Below are 20,722 nucleotides of genomic sequence, written 5' to 3'. Positions count from 1 at the left end.
ACCACCTGATCCCATCCCGAACTCAGCAGTGAAACGATGCATCGCCGATGGTAGTGTGGGGTTTCCCCATGTGAGAGTAGGTCATCGTCAAGATTAAATTCCAAAATCCCTGTCTGCTCACGCAGACAGGGATTTTGTTTTTGTGCCTGAAAAAGAGCCTTCAGGTATTTCTGCTAGACACCCTTATCCCCAACTCCATGTGCTTTCTGGCTCCTATGCAATCCGTGAGCCCATCGTTATGATGCGTGCTTGATTGTGAGGCGATACTTGCATGCTGACGTTGTTGAAACTCCTTAAAGATGGTCGCTTCCACTCGGGGCAAGCCTTAGGTGCTCAATTGGGCATTAGTCGCAGTGCGGTTTGGAAGCAGTTGCAAAAACTGCAGGCAGAATTAAATCTGCCTATCCATAAGGTTCCTGGTCGGGGCTACAAATTAGCATCACCTGTTGATCTTCTCGATCAAGAGGTGCTCTCTGAAAGCTGCTATCCAGTCCATATCTACGAGATAGTAGATTCAACCAATGCAGAGGCATTTCGTCAGATCAATAAAGGAGTTTCGGCGCCTTTTGTAATTTCGGCTGAGCAGCAAAGTGCCGGGCGAGGGCGTAGAGGACGGCATTGGATAAGTCCATTTGGGCAAAATGTTTACTACAGCTTAGTGTTGCGGGTCGATGGTGGTCTACGCCAACTTGAGGCATTAAGTCTTGTGGTCGGTCTAGCGGTATTGAATACGCTAAAAGGTTTTGGCGTAATGACTGCGGGCCTGAAATGGCCAAACGACATATTGGTTTGTGATAAGAAAATTGCTGGAATATTGCTTGAGTTGATAGGTGACCCTGCAGATGTTTGTCATGTGGTAGTAGGTATTGGTATCAATGTAAACATGACAACGGCTGCGGATGTGGGGCAGCCTTGGACGTCGATGAGTCTGGAAACAGGCAAGATGTTTGCGCGTAATGAGGTTATAACTGCGCTGAGTATGCGGCTAAAGGAGTATTTGAAATCTCACGCTATCACCGGTTTCTCTTCGTTTCATGATGAATGGGAAAAGAATCACGTGTGGCAAGGTCGAGAGGTTTCATTGATGGCTGGGCTGCACCAAGTAGATGGAGTTGTCATAGGTGTTGATCAGCAAGGGGCATTGCGTTTGAGCGTCAATGATGAGTTAAAAACATACAGTGGTGGCGAGCTGAGTTTGAGATTGCGCCATGATTCTTGAGCTCGATTGCGGAAATAGTTTCATCAAATGGCGAGTTCTGGATGCTGAAGGGCCGGTAAGTGGTGGAGTGGCGGATTCCCCAGAAAGATTGATCGTTGAAATTCTGGCTTCTCCAGAATTGAGTATCACGCGCTGCCGTATGGTGAGTGTGCGCAGTGATGTCGAAACATCGAATCTGGTTGCTGCAATTGCCTCTGAGTTTTCCGTTGAGGTCGACTGTGTTGCCCCTGCATCAATGCTTGCGGGTGTAACAAATGGTTATAAAGACTTTGAGCGTTTAGGGTTGGATCGATGGCTTGCGATGGTGGGTGGGTACAAATTGTCCGGAGGGCCGTGCTTGGTTCTCGATTTAGGAACGGCGGTTACTGCGGATTTTGTGGATTCTGATGGGCAGCATAAGGGCGGATTTATATGCCCAGGTCTGTCACTTATGCGCAATCAATTGCAAACTCACACACGACGTATCAGGTATGACGCTGGATCGGCGAAAGGTGCATTGCAGTGTTTGGAGCCAGCTAATACGACAATTGAGGCGGTGGAACGGGGGTGCCTGCTAATGTTGCGAGGTTTTGTATCCGCCCAGGTTCAATTGGCACGCGAGTATTGGGGGGACGATTATATGGTTTTCCTTACCGGTGGCGATGCAGATCTGGTTGCAGATGTGGTCGCTGATGCCAGGGTAATTAAAGATCTGGTGTTCGTTGGTTTGGCAGTTGCTTGTCCATTTTCTTGAGGTGGCTATGCGTTGGCTGTTTCTATTGTTGGTGGTGCTAAATGCATTTTATTTTATCTGGCATCACCAAGCGGCGCCTCTGAGGGTCAAGGAGGTGGCCTCTTTGTCTGCATATAAAGGGAGCAAGCAAGGGATACAGCTTATCAATGAGGTCGTTACAGAAAAGCTGTCAGTGGATGATGAGTGCATTTATCTGAGTGGCCCAGAGGCAGAGGGTGTGGACAAGGAGACAGTTTTGAAATTGATGGAGAAGGAATTGCAGGTTGAGCAGGTAGGGGGGGGCTTTAAAATCATGGGGGCGCCCGCCGCGATGAAGGGTGAGCAAAAATTATTAAATCTTATGAATGAATTCAAGCACTTAAGATTTGAAAAAAAACCATGTTAGGGGTTGCGGCAGGCCGTTCGTTTGAATAGAATGGCGCCCGCTCCGCAGTGATAATCAGATTTGATTTTGTTGTGAAGTGAGTCAAAACGCTAAGCTTATGATTTTATTAAGAAAGTGGTTGACATAGAGTTGGGATGATGTATAATCCCGCTCAGCTCAGGAGGGGTTCCCGAGCGGCCAAAGGGATCAGACTGTAAATCTGACGTCTACGACTTCGAAGGTTCGAATCCTTCCCCCTCCACCATATTTATGTGAATCAGCATGATTTGCGGGTGTAGTTTAGTGGTAGAACCTCAGCCTTCCAAGCTGATGATGCGGGTTCGATTCCCGCCACCCGCTCCATACATGCTGGTTTAATGCGGTTTTGCTCTTGTAGCTCAGTTGGTAGAGCACACCCTTGGTAAGGGTGAGGTCAGCGGTTCAAATCCGCTCAAGAGCTCCATATTACGAAGGCAGATATGAAAGTATCTGCCTTTGTTTTAACAGGCTAGAAAGCCTGTTCGGAGTGTTTGCTGGTTGTGTGTTGGTTGCATGGCTGCTCCGATTTGCAATTGCTGTTTTGGGTGGCTCGCATTCTGCTGCTCGTGCTGTCACTAGGTGCTTAGGTAGCTTTTTGGCAAAGGCGGTTGCATTGGTTGTTGAAAAGTCTCTCTCGAGTCTGCATAATTAGCGGCTCGATAATGTTATAGGTCAGTAGCTCAATTGGCAGAGCGACGGTCTCCAAAACCGTAGGTTGGGGGTTCGATTCCCTCCTGACCTGCCAGATTCGCTCAATGCATCTGGCTTTCTTTTCACAGGATCCTTCTTTGATGACTCCCAAGGCTGAAGTTCAAGGCTCTCGCTTCGATCTCCTCAAGTGGCTGGCTGTGGTTGCCCTTGTCGTGGTTGGCGTTGTTGGGAATCAGTATTATTCTGGTTCGCCGATTCTGTATCGTGTCATTGCGCTTCTTGTTCTTGCTGCGGTCGCCGCCTATGTTGGGTTGCAGACAGCAAAAGGTAAGTCGTTCGCTGTCCTGGTAAAGGAAGCTCGCACTGAGATTCGTAAAGTCGTATGGCCAACCCGCCAAGAAACTACGCAGACCACTTTAATTGTTGTGGCTGTTGTTCTTGTTATGGCGTTGCTGTTGTGGGGGCTAGATTCCCTGCTCGGTTGGCTCGTTTCCTTGATTGTTGGCTAAGGGTGTCCCGTGGCTAAGCGTTGGTACGTTGTGCATGCTTATTCGGGTTACGAAAAGCATGTTATGCGCTCTTTGATTGAGCGCATCAAGCTGGCAGGCATGGAAGATGGCTTCGGCGAAATTCTGGTTCCCACTGAAGAAGTGGTTGAAATGCGTAATGGCCAGAAGCGCAAAAGTGAACGCAAATTCTTTCCAGGCTATGTCCTTGTCCAGATGGACATGAACGAAGGTACTTGGCATTTGGTCAAGGATACTCCTCGTGTCATGGGCTTTATTGGTGGCACTGCTGATAAGCCAGCACCGATCACTGATAAAGAGGCAGAATCCATTCTGCGTCGCGTTGCTGATGGCAGTGATAAGCCCAAGCCAAAGACTCTGTTTGAGCCGGGTGAGGTCGTTCGTGTTACTGACGGTCCTTTCGCTGATTTCAACGGCACAGTTGAAGAAGTTAACTACGAAAAGAGCCGCATCCAAGTCGCTGTGCTCATTTTCGGTCGCTCTACTCCGGTAGAGCTTGAATTCAGCCAGGTCGAAAAGGTCTAGCTGAATACGTATCCCAACCCCATGGCTTCGGCTGTGGGGTTTTGTCGTCACTGGGATAAACACGCAAGTAACCGGGGAGCCTTTATAGGCGTCTGAACCCGTAATTGGAGTGCCTCATGGCCAAGAAGATTACCGCTTACATCAAGCTGCAAGTAAAGGCCGCTCAGGCCAACCCAAGCCCACCTGTTGGTCCAGCTTTGGGTCAGCACGGCGTGAACATCATGGAGTTCTGCAAAGCTTTCAACGCCCGTACTCAGGGTATTGAGCCAGGCTTGCCGACCCCTGTGATCATCACCGTTTACAGCGACCGTAGCTTCACGTTCGAAACCAAATCGACTCCTGCTTCGGTTCTGCTGAAGAAAGCTGCCGGTTTGACTAGCGGTTCCGCTCGTCCAAACACCGTTAAGGTTGGCACCGTTACTCGTGCTCAGCTGGAAGAAATCGCGAAAACCAAAAACGCGGATCTGACTGCAGCTGATATGGAAGCAGCCGTGCGTACCATCGCCGGTTCTGCTCGTAGCATGGGCCTTAACGTGGAGGGTGTGTAATGGCTAAGCTGACTAAGCGTCAAAAGGCAATCGCCGGTAAAATTGAAGCTGGCAAGTCTTACAACTTTGTAGACGCTGCTGCTTTGCTGGCTGAGCTGTCGACTGTAAAATTCAGCGAGTCCTTTGATATCGCCGTAAACTTGGGCGTAGACCCGCGCAAATCTGACCAGGTTGTTCGTAGCGCAACTGTGTTGCCACACGGCACTGGCAAGACTGTACGCGTAGCTGTCTTTACTCAGGGCCCAGCTGCTGAAGCTGCTCTGGCTGCAGGTGCTGATCGCGTAGGCATGGACGATCTGGCTGCTGAAATGAAAGGCGGCGATCTGAACTATGACGTAGTTATTGCTTCTCCGGATGCAATGCGTGTTGTAGGTCAGTTGGGTCAAATCCTCGGTCCTCGTGGTCTGATGCCTAACCCTAAGGTTGGTACAGTAACTCCAGACGTAGCGACAGCAGTTAAAAACGCTAAAGCTGGTCAGGTTCGTTATCGCACTGACAAAAACGGTATCATCCACACTTCCGTTGGCAAGATCGGTTTTGACGCCGTTCAGCTGAAGGAAAACGTTGAGGCCCTGATCGCTGATCTGAAGCGTATCAAGCCAGCTTCTTCTAAAGGCATTTACGTCAAGCGCGTTACCCTGAGCACCACTATGGGCCCAGGCTTGGTCATCGACCAAGGTTCTCTGGACGCGTAAGACAAATCCGGTGCTTTAAATGCATTGGTTGAAAGATTGGGGTCCCTGCCTGGCGGGGGCTATCCAAGACCGTAGGCGACGCAAGTCTTAAACCTAAAGCCTACGCAGATGGTGCTCCCGGTTCCTTACCGAATCAGACACCAAAACGACATCCGGCTTCGGTTGGATGAAACGGTAACAAGCAGGAGTTAAACCCGTGGCAATTAAACTCGAAGACAAGAAGGCCATCGTCGCTGAAGTCAACGAGGCTGCCAAAGTTGCCCTGTCTGCTGTTGTGGCTGATGCCCGCGGCGTGACAGTTGGCGCTATGACCGGACTCCGTAAAGAGGCTCGTGAAGCTGGTGTTTACGTACGTGTTGTACGTAACACACTGCTGAAGCGCGCTGTTGCTGACACTGAATACAGTGTCCTCAACGACGTGTTCACTGGCCCGACCTTGATTGCATTCTCGAATGAACATCCTGGCGCTGCTGCCCGTTTGTTCAAAGAGTTCGCGAAAGGTCAGGATAAGTTCGAGATCAAGGCAGCTGCGTTCGAGGGCAAGTTCCTCGCAGCTAATCAGATCGACGTACTGGCAAGCCTGCCGACCCGTGACGAAGCAATTTCTCAGCTGATGAGCGTGATTCAAGGCGCAACCAGCAAATTGGCTCGTACACTGGCAGCACTTCGCGACCAGAAAGAAGCCGCTGCAGCTTAAAGCTAAGCGATTTCTTTCAGCGTTTATTGTTTATTTCGATGGCCACCTAGGCTGTCACCCCAATACAGGAATTTATAGTCATGTCTCTGACTAACGAGCAAATCATCGAAGCAATCGGCGAAAAATCCGTTCTGGAAATCGTTGAGCTGATCAAGGCAATGGAAGAGAAGTTCGGCGTTTCCGCTGCTGCTGCTTCTGCTGGTCCTGCTGCTGCCGCTGCTGTTGTTGAAGAGCAAACTGAATTCAACGTTATGCTGACTGAAGCTGGCGAGAAGAAAGTTAACGTGATCAAGGCTGTACGTGAGCTGACCGGTCTGGGCTTGAAAGAAGCCAAGGCAGTAGTTGACGGCGCTCCAGCTATGGTTCTGGAAGCTGTTGCTAAAGACGCAGCTGACAAAGCCAAGGCTACCTTGGAAGAAGCAGGCGCTAAAGTCGAGCTGAAGTAAGCATCGACCTTGCGTCTCCAGCCCAAGCGTTAAGCTGAGGCTGATGGCTGGTGGCTCTTGCCACCGGCCTTTTTCCGTTATTGGCTTCCGACTGGGTCGGTGCTTTTAACGTGCTGTAACCACCCTGTGCGGTGGAGCAAACCAAGGGGTTTGCACGATTTTCTGGCTGCTCCCGTCGGGAGGGGCCAAACAAGCAGGTGACCAAGCTGGGGAACGCTGATGGCTTACTCATATACTGAGAAAAAACGTATCCGCAAGGACTTTAGCAAGTTGCCGGACGTCATGGATGTGCCGTATCTCTTGGCAATCCAGCTGGATTCGTATCGTGAATTCTTGCAGGCGGGAGCGACTAAAGATCAGTTCCGCGACGTGGGCCTGCATGCGGCCTTCAAATCCGTTTTCCCGATCATCAGCTACTCCGGCAATGCTGCGCTGGAGTATGTGGGTTATCGTTTGGGTGAACCGGCATTTGATGTCAAAGAATGCGTGTTGCGCGGTGTAACTTACGCCGTACCTTTGCGGGTTAAAGTTCGCTTGATCATTTTCGACAAAGAATCGTCGAACAAAGCGATCAAGGACATCAAAGAGCAAGAAGTCTACATGGGCGAAATCCCATTGATGACTGAAAACGGTACCTTCGTTATTAACGGTACCGAGCGTGTAATTGTTTCCCAGCTGCACCGTTCCCCGGGCGTGTTCTTCGACCACGACCGCGGCAAGACGCACAGCTCCGGTAAGCTGCTGTATTCCGCGCGTATCATTCCTTACCGTGGTTCGTGGTTGGATTTCGAGTTCGACCCGAAAGACTGCGTATTCGTACGTATCGACCGTCGTCGCAAATTGCCTGCGTCCGTGCTTCTGCGCGCATTGGGTTACACCACTGAACAGGTGCTTGAAGCGTTCTACACCACGAACGTATTCCACGTTCAAGGTGAGAGCATCAGCCTGGAGCTGGTACCACAGCGCCTGCGCGGTGAAATCGCGGTCATCGATATTATGGATGACAAGGGCAAAGTGATTGTCGAGCAAGGCCGTCGTATTACTGCTCGCCATATCAACCAGCTGGAAAAAGCCGGTGTCAAAGAGCTCGTAATGCCTCTTGACTATGTCCTGGGTCGCACAACGGCCAAGGCAATCGTGCATCCGGCTACTGGCGAAATCATTGCTGAGTGCAACACAGAACTGACCACTGAAATTCTGGCAAAAGTTGCCAAGAGCCAGGTTGTCCGTATCGAAACGTTGTACACCAACGACATCGACTGTGGTCCGTTCGTTTCTGACACGCTGAAAATTGATTCCACCAGCAACCAATTGGAAGCGCTGGTCGAAATCTATCGCATGATGCGTCCAGGCGAGCCGCCAACCAAAGACGCTGCCGAGACCCTGTTCAACAACCTGTTCTTCAGCCCTGAGCGTTATGACCTGTCTGCGGTCGGCCGAATGAAGTTCAACCGTCGTATCGGTCGTACCGAAATCGAAGGTTCGGGTGTGCTGTGCAAGGAAGACATCGTTGCCGTGTTGAAGACTCTGGTCGACATCCGTAACGGTAAAGGCATCGTCGATGACATCGACCACTTGGGTAACCGTCGTGTTCGCTGCGTTGGCGAGATGGCTGAAAACCAGTTCCGTGTTGGTCTGGTGCGTGTTGAGCGTGCAGTTAAAGAGCGTCTGTCGATGGCAGAAAGCGAAGGCCTGATGCCGCAAGACCTCATCAACGCCAAGCCAGTTGCTGCGGCGGTGAAAGAGTTCTTTGGCTCCAGCCAGCTTTCGCAGTTCATGGACCAAAACAACCCGCTTTCCGAAATCACCCACAAGCGCCGTGTCTCTGCACTGGGCCCGGGTGGTTTGACACGTGAGCGTGCTGGCTTTGAAGTTCGTGACGTACACCCGACTCACTACGGTCGTGTATGCCCGATTGAAACACCGGAAGGTCCGAACATCGGTCTGATCAACTCATTGGCTGCTTACGCCCGCACCAACCAGTATGGTTTCCTTGAGAGCCCGTACCGTGTTGTGAAAGAAGGCGTAGTAACCGACGAGATCGTGTTCCTGTCTGCCATTGAAGAAGCAGATCACGTTATTGCTCAGGCTTCGGCCACCATGAACGATCAGAAAGTCCTGATCGATGAGCTGGTAGCTGTTCGTCACTTGAACGAATTCACCGTTAAGGCGCCGGAAGACGTCACCTTGATGGACGTGTCGCCGAAGCAGGTAGTTTCGGTTGCTGCGTCGCTGATTCCGTTCCTTGAGCATGACGATGCCAACCGTGCATTGATGGGTTCGAACATGCAGCGTCAAGCTGTACCGACACTGCGTGCTGACAAGCCGCTGGTGGGTACGGGCATGGAGCGCAACGTAGCGCGAGACTCGGGGGTTTGTGTTGTAGCCCGTCGTGGTGGCGTTATTGACTCCGTGGATGCAAGTCGTATCGTTGTTCGCGTTGCAGATGATGAAGTTGAAACCGGTGAAGCCGGTGTCGACATCTACAACCTGACCAAGTACACGCGCTCCAACCAGAACACCTGCATCAACCAGCGTCCGCTGGTTCGCAAAGGTGATCGGGTCCAGCGTAGTGACATCATGGCCGACGGTCCGTCCACCGACATGGGTGAACTGGCTCTGGGTCAGAACATGCGTATTGCCTTCATGGCATGGAACGGCTTCAACTTCGAAGACTCCATCTGCCTGTCGGAACGTGTCGTTCAGGAAGACCGTTTCACCACGATCCACATTCAGGAACTGACCTGTGTGGCTCGTGACACCAAGCTTGGTCCAGAGGAAATCACTGCAGACATCCCGAACGTCGGTGAAGCTGCTCTGAATAAACTGGATGAGGCCGGTATCGTTTATGTGGGTGCTGAAGTCGGCCCGGGCGACATTCTGGTTGGTAAAGTGACACCGAAAGGTGAGACGCAGCTAACGCCAGAAGAGAAGCTGTTGCGCGCAATCTTCGGTGAAAAAGCCAGTGACGTAAAAGACACTTCTCTGCGTGTGCCGACCGGCACCAAAGGTACTGTCATTGACGTTCAGGTTTTCACCCGTGACGGCGTTGAGCGTGACGCTCGTGCACTGTCGATCGAAAAAACCCAGCTGGACGAAATCCGCAAGGATCTGAACGAAGAGTTCCGTATCGTTGAAGGTGCAACTTTCGAACGTCTGCGCTCTGCATTGGTGGGTAACATTGCCGAAGGTGGTGCTGGTCTCAAGAAAGGCCAGGAAATCACTAATGAAGTCCTGGATGGTCTTGAGCATGGTCAGTGGTTCAAGCTGCGCATGGCTGAAGATGCTCTGAACGAGCAACTTGAAAAGGCTCAGGCTTACATCATCGACCGTCGTCGTCTGCTGGATGACAAGTTCGAAGATAAGAAACGCAAGCTGCAGCAAGGCGATGACCTGGCTCCAGGCGTGTTGAAAATCGTCAAGGTTTACCTGGCAATTCGCCGTCGCATCCAGCCGGGTGACAAGATGGCTGGTCGTCACGGTAACAAAGGTGTGGTCTCCGTGATCATGCCGGTTGAAGACATGCCGTACGATGCCAATGGTACCCCGGTTGATGTTGTCCTCAACCCGTTGGGCGTACCATCGCGTATGAACGTTGGTCAGATTCTTGAAACTCACTTGGGCCTCGCAGCCAAAGGGTTGGGCGAGAAGATCAACCTCATGATCGAGGAGCAGCGCAAGGTTGCAGACCTGCGTAAGTTCCTGCACGAGATCTACAACGAAATTGGCGGTCGTCAAGAAAGCCTGGATGACTTCTCTGATCAGGAAATTCTTGATCTGGCGAAGAACCTTCGCGGCGGTGTTCCTATGGCTACCCCGGTATTTGACGGTGCCAAGGAAAGCGAAATCAAGGCCATGCTGCGCTTGGCAGATCTGCCTGACAGCGGCCAGATGCAGCTGACTGACGGTCGTACCGGCAACAAGTTTGAGCGTCCGGTTACCGTTGGCTACATGTACATGCTGAAACTGAACCACTTGGTAGACGACAAGATGCATGCTCGTTCTACCGGTTCTTACAGCCTGGTTACTCAACAGCCGTTGGGTGGTAAGGCGCAGTTCGGTGGTCAGCGTTTCGGGGAGATGGAGGTCTGGGCGCTGGAAGCCTATGGCGCGGCATACACTCTGCAAGAAATGCTCACAGTGAAGTCGGACGATGTGAACGGTCGTACCAAGATGTACAAAAACATCGTGGACGGCGATCACCGTATGGAGCCGGGCATGCCCGAGTCTTTCAACGTGTTGATCAAAGAAATTCGTTCCCTCGGCATCGATATCGATCTGGAAACCGAATAACACGTGACGCGAATCGAGAGCGGGGCTGTACTGCCCGCTCTCTGCTCCGCCAGGAGGAAAGGCCTTGAAAGACCTACTGAATTTGCTGAAAAACCAGGGTCAAGTCGAAGAGTTCGACGCCATCCGTATTGGATTGGCATCGCCTGAGATGATCCGTTCGTGGTCGTTCGGTGAAGTTAAAAAGCCGGAAACCATTAACTACCGTACGTTCAAGCCTGAGCGTGACGGCCTGTTCTGCGCCAAAATCTTTGGCCCGGTAAAGGATTACGAGTGCCTGTGCGGTAAGTACAAGCGCTTGAAGCACCGCGGTGTGATCTGTGAGAAGTGCGGCGTTGAAGTTGCGCTGGCCAAGGTCCGTCGTGAGCGCATGGCCCACATTGAACTGGCTTCGCCAGTAGCCCACATCTGGTTCCTGAAGTCGCTACCGTCCCGTATCGGTTTGCTGATGGACATGACCCTGCGTGATATCGAGCGCGTTCTCTATTTCGAGAGCTACGTTGTTATCGATCCGGGCATGACCACGTTGGAAAAAGGTCAGCTGCTGAACGATGAGCAGTATTTCGAAGCGCTGGAAGAGTTTGGTGACGATTTCGATGCCCGTATGGGTGCCGAAGCTGTTCGCGAACTGTTGCACGCTATCGATCTGGAGCATGAGATTGGTCGTCTGCGCGAAGAGATTCCGCAAACCAACTCTGAAACCAAGATCAAAAAACTGTCCAAGCGTCTGAAGTTGATGGAAGCCTTCCAAGGCTCCGGCAACTTGCCAGAGTGGATGGTTCTGACTGTTTTGCCAGTTCTGCCGCCAGATCTGCGTCCTCTGGTTCCGTTGGATGGCGGTCGTTTTGCGACTTCCGACCTCAACGACCTGTATCGTCGCGTGATCAACCGTAACAACCGTTTGAAGCGCCTGCTTGATCTGTCCGCACCGGACATCATCGTGCGTAACGAAAAACGTATGTTGCAGGAAGCTGTCGATGCCCTGCTCGACAACGGTCGTCGCGGCCGTGCAATTACCGGTTCTAACAAGCGTCCTCTGAAATCCCTGGCTGACATGATCAAGGGTAAGCAAGGTCGTTTCCGTCAGAACTTGCTCGGTAAGCGCGTTGACTATTCGGGTCGTTCTGTAATTACCGTAGGTCCGACCTTGCGTCTGCACCAGTGCGGTCTGCCGAAGAAAATGGCACTTGAGCTGTTCAAACCGTTCATTTTTGGCAAGCTTGAAATGCGTGGTCTCGCTACCACTATTAAAGCCGCCAAGAAAATGGTTGAGCGCGAGCTGCCTGAAGTTTGGGACGTTCTTGCCGAAGTCATTCGCGAACACCCGGTACTTCTTAACCGTGCGCCAACCTTGCACCGTTTGGGTATCCAGGCATTTGAACCAGTACTGATCGAAGGTAAGGCTATTCAGCTTCACCCTCTGGTTTGTGCTGCGTACAACGCCGACTTCGACGGCGACCAAATGGCCGTGCACGTACCGCTGACGCTGGAAGCCCAGCTGGAAGCGCGTGCCTTGATGATGTCGACCAACAACATTCTGTCGCCAGCCAACGGTGAGCCAATCATCGTTCCGTCGCAGGACGTTGTACTGGGTCTGTACTACATGACCCGCGAAGCGATCAACGCCAAGGGCGAAGGTCGTGTATTCGCCGACTTGCAGGAAGTTGACCGTGTGTTCCGCGCCGGCGAAGCTGCGCTGCACGCTAAGGTCAAGGTGCGGATCAACGAAACCGTCAATGATCGTGATGGCGGCAGCGTGACCAACACCCGTATCGTCGACACGACTGTCGGCCGTGCGTTGTTGTTCCAGGTTGTTCCAAAAGGTCTTTCTTACGACGTCGTCAACCTGCCAATGAAGAAAAAGGCAATCTCCAAACTGATCAACCAGTGCTACCGCGTGGTTGGTTTGAAAGAGACTGTGATCTTTGCTGACCAGTTGATGTACACAGGTTTTGCTTACTCGACTATTTCCGGCGTTTCCATCGGTGTTAACGACTTCGTTATCCCGGATGAAAAAGCCCGCATCATCGGTGCTGCTACCGATGAAGTGAAAGAAATCGAAAGTCAGTACGCCTCCGGCCTGGTGACTCAGGGCGAGAAGTACAACAAGGTAATCGACCTTTGGTCGAAAGCTAACGATGAAGTTTCCAAGGCGATGATGTCGAACCTCTCGAAAGAGAAGGTTATCGATCGTCACGGCAATGAAGTTGAGCAAGAGTCGTTCAACTCGATGTACATGATGGCTGACTCCGGTGCTCGTGGTTCTGCTGCGCAGATCCGTCAGTTGGCCGGTATGCGTGGTCTGATGGCCAAGCCGGACGGCTCGATCATCGAAACGCCGATCACTGCGAACTTCCGTGAAGGTTTGAGCGTACTTCAGTACTTCATCTCGACTCACGGTGCTCGTAAGGGTCTCGCGGATACGGCCTTGAAAACGGCTAACTCCGGTTACCTGACTCGTCGTCTCGTGGACGTTGCACAAGACCTGGTTGTAACTGAAGTTGATTGCGGTACCGAGCACGGTCTGCTGATGACGCCGCACATTGAAGGTGGTGACGTTGTAGAGCCGTTGGGTGAGCGCGTATTGGGCCGAGTGATCGCCCGCGACGTATTCAAGCCGGGTACTGAGGAAGTTATCGTTCCTGCTGGCACTCTGGTTGACGAGAAATGGGTTGAGTTCATCGAGCTGAACAGCATCGACGAAGTTATCGTTCGCTCGCCAATCAGCTGCGAAACCCGTTTTGGTATCTGCGCCAAGTGCTACGGCCGCGATCTGGCCCGTGGTCACCAGGTGAACATTGGTGAAGCTGTCGGCGTAATCGCCGCTCAGTCGATCGGTGAGCCAGGTACACAGCTGACAATGCGTACGTTCCACATCGGTGGTGCGGCTAGCCGGACCTCGGCTGCTGACAGCGTTCAGGTGAAGAATGGCGGTACTGTCCGTCTGCACAACCTGAAGCACGTTGAGCGTGTAGATGGCTGCCTGGTCGCTGTTTCGCGTTCCGGTGAGCTGGCGATCGCTGATGACTTCGGTCGTGAGCGTGAGCGCTACAAGCTGCCGTACGGTGCTGTTATCTCGGTTAAAGAGGGTGACAAGGTCGATGCTGGCTCAATCGTAGCCAAGTGGGATCCGCACACTCACCCAATCGTTACCGAAATGAAAGGTACCGTGACCTACGTGGGCATGGAAGAAGGCATCACGATCAAGCGTCAGACTGACGAATTGACCGGTATGACCAACATTGAAGTGCTTGATGCCAAAGACCGTCCAGCTGCCGGTAAGGATATCCGTCCTGCTGTGAAGATGGTGGGTGTAGATGGCAAAGACTTGCTCTTGCCAGGTACTGACGTACCGGCACAGTACTTCTTGCCTGCAAACGCCTTGGTTGGTGTGGCGGATGGTGCGGAAATCGCGATCGGTGATGTTATCGCTCGTATTCCGCAAGAAACTTCGAAAACTCGAGACATTACCGGTGGTCTTCCACGGGTTGCTGACTTGTTCGAAGCACGTCGTCCAAAAGAAGCTTCGATTTTGGCTGAAGTCAGCGGCACAATCGCGTTCGGTAAAGAGACCAAGGGCAAGCGCCGTCTGGTCATTACCCCGAACGATGGTAGCGATCCGTATGAAGAGCTGATTCCGAAGTGGCGTCACCTGAACGTCTTCGAAGGCGAACAAGTGAACCGTGGCGAAGTTATCTCCGACGGTCCTAGCGATCCGCATGACATCCTGCGTCTGCTGGGTGTGAGTGCACTGGCCAAGTACATCGTTAACGAGATTCAAGATGTTTACCGTCTGCAAGGCGTGAAAATCAACGATAAGCACATCGAGACCATCCTGCGTCAGATGCTGCGTAAAGTTGAAATTTCCGAGTCTGGCGACTCCTCCTTCATCAAGGGTGACCAGATGGAGTTGACGCAGGTGTTGACCGAGAACGAGCGACTGAGCACTGAAGACAAGTTTGTCTCCAAGTTCACGCGTGTTCTGTTGGGTATCACCAAGGCATCGTTGTCGACTGAATCGTTCATCTCCGCGGCCTCTTTCCAAGAGACTACCCGCGTGCTGACCGAAGCAGCGGTAACGGGCAAGCGCGATTACCTGCGCGGCCTGAAAGAAAACGTTGTCGTGGGTCGTTTGATCCCGGCAGGTACTGGTTTGGCTTACCACAGCGAGCGCAAGCGCCGCCGTGATGCTGACAAGCCATTGCGCGTTAGCGCCAGTGAAGTGGAAGCTGCACTGACCGAAGCACTGAACTCTAGCGGTAACTGAGTTCGGTACTAAATGAAGGAAGGGCCCTGGCTGTTCCGTTCATCGAATCGAGACCAATAGTCTAGGTTTGATGATGCGGAAGGTCGGGGCCTTGCCTTGACTGGGGGCAAGATCCTCTTTAGACTCTTGTACCCCTAAATTTGGCGGGAATTCGTTCCTGCCATTTTGCTTTTCTTGCAAGACAATAGCGTCGCAAGACAACAGTGGAGCTAGTAGATGGCAACTATCAACCAGCTGGTACGTCAGCCGCGTAAGCGTATCGTCGAGAAATCCGACGTGCCTGCGCTGCAAAACTGCCCGCAACGTCGTGGTGTATGCACTCGTGTGTATACAACTACGCCGAAAAAACCTAACTCGGCACTGCGTAAAGTATGCCGTGTGCGTCTGACCAACGGTTTCGAGGTTTCCTCGTACATCGGCGGTGAAGGCCACAACCTGCAAGAGCACAGCGTGGTACTGATTCGTGGCGGTCGTGTAAAAGACTTGCCAGGTGTTCGTTATCACACCGTTCGCGGTTCTTTGGATACTTCCGGCGTTAAAGGTCGTAACCAGGGTCGCTCGAAGTACGGTACCAAGAAACCGAAGTAGTTTTCGGTAGCTGGTAAATAATGCAGATTTCTTTTTTTCTGAGTCGATAAGAGTAAGGTCGGACGTGCATCGTCAAGGTGCAAGGGTTCCGAGCTAACCTGAAGACCGTTTGAGGGCTTATCCATGCCAAGAAGACGCGTAGCAGCCAAGCGCGAAGTGCTTGACGATCCAAAATACGGAAGCCAAATCCTGGCCAAGTTCATGAACCACGTGATGGAAAGCGGCAAGAAAGCCGTTGCCGAGCGTATCGTTTATGGCGCGCTGGAGAAGGTTAAAGAGCGTAAGAACAGCGATCCCCTGGAACTCTTCGAGAAAGCACTCGACGCCATCGCTCCGCTGGTCGAAGTGAAGTCGCGCCGTGTAGGCGGCGCTACTTACCAGGTTCCGGTCGAAGTTCGTCCGTCCCGTCGTAACGCTCTGGCCATGCGCTGGTTGGTAGACTTCGCGCGCAAGCGTGGCGAAAAGTCTATGGCTTTGCGCTTGGCTGGCGAACTGTTGGACGCTGCTGAAGGCAAAGGCGCAGCAGTTAAGAAGCGTGAAGACGTGCACCGTATGGCTGAAGCTAACAAAGCTTTCTCGCACTACCGCTTCTAATTTCAGCGCTACTCACTTTGCGAGGGCTTTATGGCTCGTACTACACCGATTAACCGCTACCGTAACATTGGTATCTGTGCTCACGTGGACGCGGGTAAAACCACGACTACTGAGCGGGTACTTTTTTACACGGGCAAAAGTCACAAGATGGGCGAGGTGCATGATGGCGCCGCGACCACGGACTGGATGGTGCAGGAGCAGGAGCGTGGTATTACCATTACTTCTGCTGCGATCACTACCTTTTGGCAGGGTTCTGCCAAACAGTACGACAACTACCGTTTCAATGTAATTGATACCCCGGGCCACGTTGACTTCACGATTGAAGTTGAGCGTTCCCTGCGTGTACTCGATGGCGCGGTTGTTGTGTTCTGCGGCACCTCGGGTGTTGAGCCTCAGTCTGAAACCGTATGGCGTCAAGCCAACAAGTACGGGGTTCCGCGTCTTGTTTACGTAAACAAGATGGACCGTGCTGGTGCAGATTTCCTGCGCGTAGTAGGTCAGATCAAGAAGCGTCTGGGTCACACTCCAGTGCCTATCCAGTTGGCTATCGGTTCCGAAGACAACTTCCAGGGTCAGATCGATCTGATGACCATGGAAGCGGTTTACTGGAACGATGCTGACAAGGGCATGACGCCGCGTCGTGAAGCTATCCCTGCTGAAATGCAGGAATTGGCTGAAGAGTGGCGCAGCCACATGGTTGAGGCTGCGGCCGAAGCCAGTGAAGAGCTTATGAACAAGTACCTCGAAGGTGAAGAACTCACCGTCGCGGAAATCAAGGCGGCTCTGCGTCAGCGTACTATCGCTGGTGAGATCGTTCTGGCTGTTTGTGGTTCTTCCTTCAAGAACAAGGGTGTTCCACTGGTTCTCGATGCTGTGATCGATTACCTGCCAGCGCCTACCGATATTCCAGCCATCAAGGGTTCTGATCCGGATGACGAAAATATCGAGATGGAGCGTCACGCGGATGATGCTGAACCGTTCTCGTCTTTGGCGTTCAAGATTGCGACTGACCCATTCGTGGGTACTTTGACCTTTGTCCGTGTTTACTCGGGCGTGTTGAACTCCGGTGACGGCGTGATCAACTCGGTTAAAGGCAAGAAAGAGCGTGTGGGTCGTATGGTCCAAATGCACGCAAACGCCCGTGAAGAGATCAAGGAAGTGCGCGCTGGTGACATCGCGGCCTTGATCGGCATGAAGGATGTCACCACTGGTGATACCCTGTGCGCCGCTGACAAGCCAATCATTCTGGTTCGTATGGAATTCCCGGAGCCGGTTATTTCGGTTGCCGTTGAACCTAAAACCAAGGATGACCAGGAAAAAATGGGTATCGCACTGGGCAAGCTTGCTCAGGAAGATCCATCTTTCCGTGTAAAAACTGATGAAGAGACTGGTCAGACGATCATCTCTGGCATGGGCGAATTGCACCTCGACATCCTGGTAGATCGGATGAAGCGTGAGTTCAACGTCGAAGCCAACATCGGTAAGCCTCAGGTTTCTTATCGTGAGCGCATCACGAAGAGCTGTGAGATCGAAGGCAAGTTCGTTCGTCAGTCCGGCGGTCGTGGTCAGTTTGGCCATTGCTGGATCCGTTTTGCACCTGCTGACGAAGGTCAGGAAGGTCTGCAGTTCGTGAACGAAGTGGTAGGTGGTGTGGTTCCTAAGGAATACATCCCGGCTATCCAGAAGGGTATCGAAGAGCAGATGAAGAACGGTGTTGTTGCCGGCTATCCGCTGATCGGCCTGAAGGCTACCGTGTTTGATGGTTCTTACCACGACGTCGACTCCAACGAGATGGCGTTTAAGGTGGCTGCTTCCATGGCGACCAAGCAACTGGCTACCAAAGGTGGTGGTGAGCTGCTTGAGCCGATCATGGCGGTAGAGGTTGTTACACCAGAAGACTATATGGGTGACGTGATGGGCGACTTGAATCGTCGTCGCGGCATGATTCAGGGTATGGAAGATACGGTTTCTGGCAAGGTTATCCGCGCTGAGGTTCCGTTGGGTGAAATGTTCGGTTATGCAACCGACGTTCGTTCCATGTCCCAGGGTCGCGCAAGCTACTCTATGGAATTCAAAAAATACGATACAGCGCCGTCGCACATCGTCGAAGCTGTTACTAAAAAACAAGGCTGATTTAGTTCAGTCCTTTAGGCAAGGAGTTAATTGTCGTGGCTAAAGAAAAATTTGATCGTTCCCTACCGCACGTCAACGTTGGCACTATCGGTCACGTTGACCATGGTAAAACCACTCTGACTGCAGCTCTGACTCGTGTTTGCTCCGAAGTTTTCGGTTCTGCTCGTGTTGACTTCGACAAGATCGACAGCGCGCCAGAAGAAAAAGCTCGTGGTATCACCATCAACACTGCTCACGTTGAGTACAACTCGACAATTCGTCACTACGCTCACGTTGACTGCCCAGGTCACGCTGACTACGTGAAGAACATGATCACTGGTGCTGCCCAGATGGACGGCGCGATCCTGGTTTGTTCGGCCGCTGATGGTCCGATGCCACAAACCCGTGAGCACATCCTGCTGTCCCGTCAGGTAGGCGTTCCGTACATCGTGGTTTTCCTGAACAAGGCTGACCTGGTAGACGACGCTGAGCTGCTGGAACTGGTTGAGATGGAAGTGCGCGATCTGCTGAGCACTTACGACTTCCCAGGTGACGACACTCCGATCATCATCGGTTCTGCTCGTATGGCTCTGGAAGGCAACGACGAAAACGAAATGGGCACCACTGCCGTTCGTAAACTGGTTGAAACTCTGGACAGCTACATCCCAGAACCAGTTCGTCTGACCGACAAGCCGTTCCTGATGCCAATCGAAGACGTATTCTCGATCTCTGGTCGCGGTACTGTTGTGACTGGTCGTATCGAGCGCGGTATCGTTCGCGTTCAGGATCCGCTGGAAATCGTTGGTCTGCGTGACACGACTGTTACCACTTGCACCGGCGTTGAAATGTTCCGCAAGCTGCTTGACGAAGGTCGTGCAGGCGAGAACTGCGGCGTTCTGTTGCGTGGTACCAAGCGTGACGACGTTGAGCGTGGTCAGGTTCTGGTTAAGCCGGGTTCGGTTAAGCCGCACACCAAGTTCACTGCAGAAGTATATGTTCTGAGCAAGGAAGAAGGCGGCCGTCATACTCCGTTCTTCAAAGGCTACCGTCCACAGTTCTACTTCCGTACTACTGACGTGACTGGTAACTGCGAGCTGCCAGAAGGCGTTGAAATGGTAATGCCGGGTGATAACATTCAAATGACTGTTACCCTGATCAAAACCATCGCAATGGAAGATGGTCTGCGTTTCGCTATCCGTGAAGGCGGTCGTACCGTCGGCGCTGGCGTCGTAGCCAAAATCATCGAGTAATCGATGATTGCATGAAAAAGCCCCCGCCTAGCGGGGGCTTTTTTTATTGAGTTGACACCTACTGGGGTCGTCTATAGAATTGCGCCTCCTTTTAACGGGCGTATTGCGCTCGGTGGGAATAGCAATCTGGAGTCTGAAATCCAATGCAAAATCAGCAAATCCGTATCAGGTTGAAGGCTTTTGACCATCGCCTGATCGACCAATCAACCCAGGAAATCGTGGAAACCGCGAAACGTACTGGTGCTCAAGTGCGTGGTCCAATTCCACTGCCTACCCGTAAAGAGCGGTTCACCGTTCTGGTCTCCCCGCACGTCAACAAAGACGCGCGTGACCAGTACGAGATCCGTACTCATAAGCGTGTACTGGACATCGTCCAGCCAACGGATAAAACCGTTGATGCACTTATGAAGCTTGATCTTGCGGCCGGTGTGGAAGTGCAGATCAGCCTCGGCTAAGACTTGGGTCTTAGTCGTGTAACGCTCTGAAATGGGCGGCCATAGCGGGTGAAAGCCCCGTACACTCATGAGGTTTACAACATGACTATTGGTGTAGTCGGTCGTAAATGCGGTATGACCCGTATTTTCACCGAAGAAGGTGTCTCCATTCCGGTCACGGTCATTGAGATCGAGCCGAATCGCGTCACCCAGTTCAAAACTGAAGAAACCGATGGCTATCGTGCAGTGCAAGTCACTGTCGGCGAGCGTCGCGCTTCGCGTGTAACAGCTGCCCAGGCGGGTCACTTCGCCAAGGCAAACGTTGCAGCCGGTCGTACCGTAATGGAATTCCGCCTTGAAGAAGGCGAGTACCAGGCAGGCGATCTGATCAACGCTGAAATCTTCACCGCAGGTCAGATGGTCGATGTGACCGGTCAGTCCAAGGGTAAAGGCTTCCAGGGTACGATCAAGCGTTGGAATTTCCGTGGCCAAGATAACACTCACGGTAACTCCGTTTCCCACCGCGTCCCGGGCTCTATTGGCCAGTGCCAGACTCCTGGTCGTGTATTCAAGGGCAAAAAAATGTCCGGTCATATGGGCGCTGAGCGCGTGACCGTGCAGTCCCTCGAAGTAGTGCGCGTCGACGCTGAACGCAATCTGTTGTTGGTCAAGGGTGCTGTTCCTGGCGCTACTGGCGGCAACCTGGTTGTACGTCCGGCGGCCAAGGCTCGCGGTTAAGGGGA

The 20,722-nt window shown here is 52.5% G+C and carries 17 protein-coding genes, 4 tRNA genes and 1 rRNA gene; all 22 read left to right on the top strand.

The window, feature by feature from the left end; translation table 11 throughout:
* Window positions 1-93 (top strand): 5S ribosomal RNA (gene rrf / locus TU74_RS17055); the annotation flags it as partial.
* Between the two features lie 178 nt (window positions 94-271).
* A complete protein-coding gene (gene birA, locus TU74_RS17050) occupies window positions 272-1,219 on the top strand; it encodes a bifunctional biotin--[acetyl-CoA-carboxylase] ligase/biotin operon repressor BirA (protein WP_047295795.1) in 948 nt (315 codons plus the stop codon).
* Window positions 1,209-1,952 carry a pantothenate kinase gene (locus tag TU74_RS17045; RefSeq protein ID WP_047295794.1) on the top strand — a complete coding sequence of 248 codons (744 nt, stop codon included), beginning with the start codon at window positions 1,209-1,211 and terminating at the stop codon, window positions 1,950-1,952. The genes birA and TU74_RS17045 overlap by 11 nt, the downstream gene beginning before the upstream one ends.
* Window positions 1,953-1,959: 7 nt before the next feature.
* Window positions 1,960-2,337, top strand: a complete 378-nt coding sequence (locus TU74_RS17040) for a hypothetical protein (RefSeq protein ID WP_047295792.1) — start codon at window positions 1,960-1,962, stop codon at window positions 2,335-2,337.
* Between the two features lie 159 nt (window positions 2,338-2,496).
* Window positions 2,497-2,581, top strand: a tRNA-Tyr gene (locus TU74_RS17035).
* A 24-nt stretch (window positions 2,582-2,605) separates the two neighbouring features.
* Window positions 2,606-2,679 (top strand) — tRNA-Gly (locus TU74_RS17030).
* A 24-nt stretch (window positions 2,680-2,703) separates the two neighbouring features.
* A tRNA-Thr gene (locus TU74_RS17025) sits at window positions 2,704-2,779 on the top strand.
* Between the two features lie 245 nt (window positions 2,780-3,024).
* Window positions 3,025-3,100 (top strand) — tRNA-Trp (locus tag TU74_RS17020).
* Between the two features lie 46 nt (window positions 3,101-3,146).
* Complete coding sequence (gene secE, locus TU74_RS17015) at window positions 3,147-3,515, top strand: preprotein translocase subunit SecE (protein WP_047277911.1); 369 nt, start codon at window positions 3,147-3,149, stop codon at window positions 3,513-3,515.
* A gap of 9 nt (window positions 3,516-3,524) precedes the next feature.
* Window positions 3,525-4,058, top strand: a complete 534-nt coding sequence (gene nusG / locus TU74_RS17010) for a transcription termination/antitermination protein NusG (RefSeq protein ID WP_047277909.1) — start codon at window positions 3,525-3,527, stop codon at window positions 4,056-4,058.
* Window positions 4,059-4,174: 116 nt separating this feature from the next.
* A complete protein-coding gene (gene rplK / locus TU74_RS17005) occupies window positions 4,175-4,606 on the top strand; it encodes a 50S ribosomal protein L11 (protein ID WP_008008888.1) in 432 nt (143 codons plus the stop codon).
* The gene (gene rplA, locus TU74_RS17000) at window positions 4,606-5,301 is read left to right on the top strand and encodes a 50S ribosomal protein L1 (protein WP_016779167.1); all 696 of its coding nucleotides are present in this window, start codon (window positions 4,606-4,608) and stop codon (window positions 5,299-5,301) included. Before rplK ends, rplA begins: the two co-directional genes overlap by 1 nt.
* Before the next feature lie 196 nt (window positions 5,302-5,497).
* Window positions 5,498-5,998 (top strand): 50S ribosomal protein L10, encoded by a 501-nt coding sequence (rplJ, locus tag TU74_RS16995; RefSeq protein WP_003444392.1) that lies wholly within the window; start codon window positions 5,498-5,500, stop codon window positions 5,996-5,998.
* A gap of 80 nt (window positions 5,999-6,078) precedes the next feature.
* The gene (gene rplL, locus TU74_RS16990; protein ID WP_047277905.1) at window positions 6,079-6,444 is read left to right on the top strand and encodes a 50S ribosomal protein L7/L12; all 366 of its coding nucleotides are present in this window, start codon (window positions 6,079-6,081) and stop codon (window positions 6,442-6,444) included.
* A 219-nt stretch (window positions 6,445-6,663) separates the two neighbouring features.
* Entirely contained in the window at window positions 6,664-10,737 is a 4,074-nt protein-coding gene (gene rpoB, locus TU74_RS16985) for a DNA-directed RNA polymerase subunit beta (RefSeq protein ID WP_047277902.1), read from the top strand.
* A gap of 64 nt (window positions 10,738-10,801) precedes the next feature.
* On the top strand, window positions 10,802-15,001 hold the full coding sequence (rpoC, locus tag TU74_RS16980; protein WP_047277900.1) for a DNA-directed RNA polymerase subunit beta': 4,200 nt from the start codon (window positions 10,802-10,804) through the stop codon (window positions 14,999-15,001).
* Between the two features lie 216 nt (window positions 15,002-15,217).
* Complete coding sequence (rpsL, locus tag TU74_RS16975; protein WP_002555494.1) at window positions 15,218-15,589, top strand: 30S ribosomal protein S12; 372 nt, start codon at window positions 15,218-15,220, stop codon at window positions 15,587-15,589.
* A gap of 123 nt (window positions 15,590-15,712) precedes the next feature.
* Window positions 15,713-16,183, top strand: coding sequence for a 30S ribosomal protein S7 (gene rpsG / locus TU74_RS16970; protein ID WP_016779172.1), 471 nt, complete (start codon window positions 15,713-15,715; stop codon window positions 16,181-16,183).
* Between the two features lie 30 nt (window positions 16,184-16,213).
* A complete protein-coding gene (fusA, locus tag TU74_RS16965; protein ID WP_047279217.1) occupies window positions 16,214-18,316 on the top strand; it encodes an elongation factor G in 2,103 nt (700 codons plus the stop codon).
* Between the two features lie 35 nt (window positions 18,317-18,351).
* Window positions 18,352-19,545 (top strand): elongation factor Tu, encoded by a 1,194-nt coding sequence (gene tuf / locus TU74_RS16960; protein ID WP_005791980.1) that lies wholly within the window; start codon window positions 18,352-18,354, stop codon window positions 19,543-19,545.
* Between the two features lie 143 nt (window positions 19,546-19,688).
* Entirely contained in the window at window positions 19,689-20,000 is a 312-nt protein-coding gene (gene rpsJ, locus TU74_RS16955; protein ID WP_003186070.1) for a 30S ribosomal protein S10, read from the top strand.
* Between the two features lie 81 nt (window positions 20,001-20,081).
* Entirely contained in the window at window positions 20,082-20,717 is a 636-nt protein-coding gene (gene rplC / locus TU74_RS16950; protein ID WP_003444377.1) for a 50S ribosomal protein L3, read from the top strand.
* Window positions 20,718-20,722 lie beyond the last annotated feature (5 nt).

Origin of the sequence: Pseudomonas lundensis, from assembly GCF_001042985.1 — a bacterium.
Classification (GTDB): Bacteria; Pseudomonadota; Gammaproteobacteria; order Pseudomonadales; family Pseudomonadaceae; genus Aquipseudomonas; species Aquipseudomonas lundensis.
Note: the sequence above shows the minus strand (reverse complement) of the source record. Positions and strands in the feature narration are given on the sequence as shown.

Bases quoted from the DNA above. Each gene is read 5' to 3' on its own strand.
- rplC (WP_003444377.1), top strand. From the start codon at position 20,082: ATGACTATTGGTGTAGTCGGTCGTAAATGCGGTATGACCCGTATTTTC.
- rpsL (WP_002555494.1), top strand. From the start codon at position 15,218: ATGGCAACTATCAACCAGCTGGTACGTCAGCCGCGTAAGCGTATCGTC.
- rplA (WP_016779167.1), top strand. From the start codon at position 4,606: ATGGCTAAGCTGACTAAGCGTCAAAAGGCAATCGCCGGTAAAATTGAA.
- rpoB (WP_047277902.1), top strand. From the start codon at position 6,664: ATGGCTTACTCATATACTGAGAAAAAACGTATCCGCAAGGACTTTAGC.
- TU74_RS17040 (WP_047295792.1), top strand. From the start codon at position 1,960: ATGCGTTGGCTGTTTCTATTGTTGGTGGTGCTAAATGCATTTTATTTT.
- secE (WP_047277911.1), top strand. From the start codon at position 3,147: ATGACTCCCAAGGCTGAAGTTCAAGGCTCTCGCTTCGATCTCCTCAAG.
- rplL (WP_047277905.1), top strand. From the start codon at position 6,079: ATGTCTCTGACTAACGAGCAAATCATCGAAGCAATCGGCGAAAAATCC.
- fusA (WP_047279217.1), top strand. From the start codon at position 16,214: ATGGCTCGTACTACACCGATTAACCGCTACCGTAACATTGGTATCTGT.
- TU74_RS17045 (WP_047295794.1), top strand. From the start codon at position 1,209: ATGATTCTTGAGCTCGATTGCGGAAATAGTTTCATCAAATGGCGAGTT.
- rpsG (WP_016779172.1), top strand. From the start codon at position 15,713: ATGCCAAGAAGACGCGTAGCAGCCAAGCGCGAAGTGCTTGACGATCCA.
- rpsJ (WP_003186070.1), top strand. From the start codon at position 19,689: ATGCAAAATCAGCAAATCCGTATCAGGTTGAAGGCTTTTGACCATCGC.
- rplK (WP_008008888.1), top strand. From the start codon at position 4,175: ATGGCCAAGAAGATTACCGCTTACATCAAGCTGCAAGTAAAGGCCGCT.
- birA (WP_047295795.1), top strand. From the start codon at position 272: ATGCTGACGTTGTTGAAACTCCTTAAAGATGGTCGCTTCCACTCGGGG.